General features: G+C 66.4%; 3 protein-coding genes. 2 read left to right on the forward strand and 1 reads right to left on the reverse strand.

Annotation, left to right across the window (positions count from 1 at the left end; genetic code table 11):
- Together JF66_RS15045 and JF66_RS15050 are read left to right on the forward strand one after the other, a co-directional pair.
- Positions 1-1547 (forward strand): DEAD/DEAH box helicase (locus tag JF66_RS15045; protein ID WP_035879322.1); only part of this gene is annotated, 1547 nt, incomplete at its 5' end.
- A 184-nt stretch (positions 1548-1731) separates the two neighbouring features.
- The gene (locus JF66_RS15050) at positions 1732-2844 is read left to right on the forward strand and encodes a DUF2891 family protein (protein ID WP_231556451.1); all 1113 of its coding nucleotides are present in this window, start codon (positions 1732-1734) and stop codon (positions 2842-2844) included.
- Here JF66_RS15050 and JF66_RS15055 read toward each other — a convergent pair.
- Positions 2801-3484: a hypothetical protein gene (locus JF66_RS15055; protein WP_156109833.1), complete on the reverse strand. Its 684-nt coding sequence runs from the start codon at positions 3482-3484 to the stop codon at positions 2801-2803. The genes JF66_RS15050 and JF66_RS15055 overlap by 44 nt on opposite strands.
- Positions 3485-3673 lie beyond the last annotated feature (189 nt).

Raw genomic sequence — 3673 nt, forward strand, 5'->3', positions numbered from 1 at the left:
AGCGTCCCGCCTATGGCGACCGCGCTCCCCGTACCGACCGCCCGGCCTATGGCGACCGCGCTCCCCGCACCGATCGTCCGGCCTACAACAACGACCGCCCGGCTCGCACCGAGCGTCCGTCGTACGGCGACCGTGCCGAGCGCACCGAGCGTCCCTCCTATGGAGACCGCCCGGCCCGCACCGAGCGTCCGTCCTACGGTGACCGTGCCGAGCGCGCTCCCCGTCGCGACTTCAACAACGACCGTCCGGCCCGCACCGAGGGTGGCGACAGCAAGTTCTACCCGAAGCGCAGCGAAGACGGCGTCAAGCCCACCTTCGCCGGCGGCGACGACGTGGTTCTCGAGCGTCTCGAAGCCATCGCCACGACGGCATCCGATGTCGTCGGTGTGAGCTTCGGCGACCTCGGCCTCGGCGAGAACATCGTGCGTGAGCTGGCTGCCATGGGCGCGTCGGCTCCGTTCGCGATCCAGGCCGCAACCATCCCCGACGTGCTCGCCGGCCGCGACGTACTCGGCCGTGGCAAGACCGGTTCCGGCAAGACCATCGCCTTCGGCGCTCCCCTCGTGGAGAAGCTGATGGAGAACAACGGCGCCAAGGACCGCAAGATGGCCCGCAAGCCCCGCGCGCTCATCCTCGCCCCCACCCGTGAGCTGGCCCTGCAGATCGACCGCACCATCCAGCCGATCGCCCGCAGCGTGGGGCTCTTCACCACCCAGATCTACGGCGGAGTTCCCCAGTACCGCCAGGTCAGCGCCCTCCAGCGCGGCGTGGACATCATCATCGGCACCGCGGGCCGCATCGAAGACCTCATCGAGCAGGGTCGTCTCGACCTTTCCGAGGTCGTCGTGACCGTTCTTGACGAGGCCGACTACATGTGCGACCTCGGGTTCCTCGAGCCCGTACAGCGCATCCTGCGTCAGACCAAGAAGGGCGGCCAGAAGCTGCTCTTCTCCGCCACCCTCGACAAGGGCGTTGCCTCGCTGGTCAAGGAATTCCTGACCAACCCGGCTGTGCACGAGGTTGCCGGTGAAGACCAGGCTTCCTCCACGATCGACCACCGCGTGCTCGTCATCGAGCACCGCGACAAGAGCCGCATCATCGAGGAGCTCGTCAACCGCAACGGCAAGACGCTCATCTTCAGCCGCACGCGTGCCTACGCTGAGCAGCTCGCCGACCAGCTTGAAGACGCCGGAGTGAAGGCCACAAGCCTTCACGGCGACCTCAACCAGGCCCGTCGTACCCGTAACCTCCAGATGCTCACGAGCGGCCGTGTCAACGTGCTCGTGGCAACGGATGTCGCGGCTCGCGGAATCCACGTGGACGACATCGACCTGGTCATCCAGGCCGACGCTCCCGACGAGTACAAGACCTACCTGCACCGCTCCGGCCGTACCGGTCGCGCGGGCAAGTCCGGAACCGTCGTCACGCTCATCCCGAAGCAGCGCAAGCGCCGCATGGACGAGCTGCTCGACCGGGCAGAGATCGACGCCAGCTACACGTCCGCCGCCCCCGGCGACGCGGCTGTGCGCGAGCTCGCGAGCATCTAGCATCCGCTAGATCTTCCGCTCCATACGGAATGGGCACCCACCTCACGGTGGGTGCCCATTCTGCTTTTTCAGACAGCGCGACGAGCGCTGTCACCTCGTGCGGCGCGGCGGGGTGACCGTGCTGATTTTGCTTTTAAGCACTGTTCGCGGGACGATCAGTCAGAAGCGATGATGCGGGGACGCGATGGATCAGACACCGAACGAGCGGCTGGACAGCGTCGAGCAACGTCACGCGCTGGCGCCCGTCTTCGCCGACATTGTGCTCGACAATCTGGGCCGGGCGTTCCCGTATTCGGCTCATCACACCACGCGTTCGACCGGCGATCGGCCGGTGCCGGAGCAGATCCATCCGGCGTTCCACACCTCGTACGACTGGCATTCTTGTGTGCACATGCACGTCCTGGGCGTGCTCCTGCTCGAGCATGGACTCGAAGCAGACCGGGATCTGGTGTTGCGCTCGGCCATCGCACACAACCTGAGCGTCGACAAGCTCAGGGTGGAAGCGGCGTACCTCCGGGCCAATCCCGGCTGGGAACGCCCCTACGGCTGGGCATGGGTGGTGCGCCTCGCCGCCACCTGCGCGGCATCCGGGGACACCCGCATCCGCGCGTGGGCACTCGCCCTCGACCCGATCGTCGACGTGGTCGCCGAGATTTTCCAGGCCTGGGCGGCCACCGCGGAGCACCCGGTGCGACACGGCGTGCACAGCAATTCGGCATTTGGGCTGGCGCTCCTCGTCGATGCTTTCCGGCAGCTCGGGCGAGCGGATGCTGCCGCAGCCGCGGTCAACCTGGCCCTCGACTGGTTCAGCGACGACGCCGACTGGCCCGGCGAGTGGGAGCTGAGTGGCCAGGACTTCCTCTCCGCGGGGCTGAGTGAGGCTGACCTGATGCGCCGGGTGCTGCCGGCGGCGGAGTTTGCCACCTGGTTCGCGCGGTTCCTCCCCGCGCTGAGCGAGGAGTCACGCATTCTTCGCCCGATGCAGGTGACTGATGAAAGCGACGGTTCCCTCGTGCACCTGCACGGACTCAACCTGTCTCGGGCCGGCCAGATCGCGCGCATTCTCGGCACGCTCGACATCCCCGCCCAGGAAGCCGACGGCATCCGTCTGGGCCAGCAGCGAGCCGCCCTGCGCGCGGCTCACGACTCCCTCCTTGAGGCGGGCCTCGCCGGCGCCCGTTCGCCCGACTTCATGTCCACGCACTGGCTCGCAACATTCGCCTGGGACGCGCTGCTCAGCCTTTCCTGTGAATCTAGGCCTGTTCCGGGCGCACCGTCTCCGACGCCGACCATTTGAGCAGGCGGCGCGCTTCGTCAACCACTTGGGCGATCGCTTCGGCGTCGGAGGAGCGCCCGGTGTTGATGATCACGCAGCCGCGGTCTTCGGCCATGCACCGGTACCGTTCGATGTAGTGCTCATGCCAGGCCGCGGATTCCGTCGGTTTGTCTCGTTGCCGGAGTCGTTCCAAGGTGGTCGGCAGGTCTGACCAGCACAGGATGGTGGGCACCCAGAGGTTCCATCGATCGTAGAAGTCTTCATCTGTCATCAGAGATCCGACGGTCATCCAGGAGCGGTCGAGAACAACAGGTCGGGCCGGGCCAGTGCGGTCAATCGCCGCGGTCAGGGCGGCTGATCCGATGCGGAGCACGGCGTCATGGTCGCCGGCCCGGTTGGCGCGAGCCAAAAGCGCTCCGCGTTCACCCGCGAAGGGGCTTTGGTACGAGGCGCCAAGCGCGCGAGCGACACCTCGAGCGATCGTCGTCTTGCCGGTACCGTCGTGCCCATCGATGCCGATCACGCCGGCCAGCGACGTGGCAGGCGATCCGAAGGTCGCCGAGAAGGGCAAATTCAGGAACGGCTGCAGGTCAATCGGTTGGGTGTCGACGGATTCGAAGTCCGTCCAGTCGTCGGCGCTCGCGTGCTCTGTCATATCCATTTCCTGATGCTGGAAGGTGCCAGACGCGGCAGCGGACGTACACCTGTTCCGATTATGTCCCAGTGACCGGCCCTGTCAATGACCCCTTTGGCGCTGCTCGGTGAACTCAAGGGTTGCCGCGAGTCCCCGGATCTGTCAGAATTACTTTCCGAACGATCGGTTACTAATTCGACGTTCCCGCAGGTACCG

It is taken from the genome of Cryobacterium sp. MLB-32, assembly GCF_000738085.1.
Lineage (GTDB): Bacteria > Actinomycetota > Actinomycetes > Actinomycetales > Microbacteriaceae > Cryobacterium.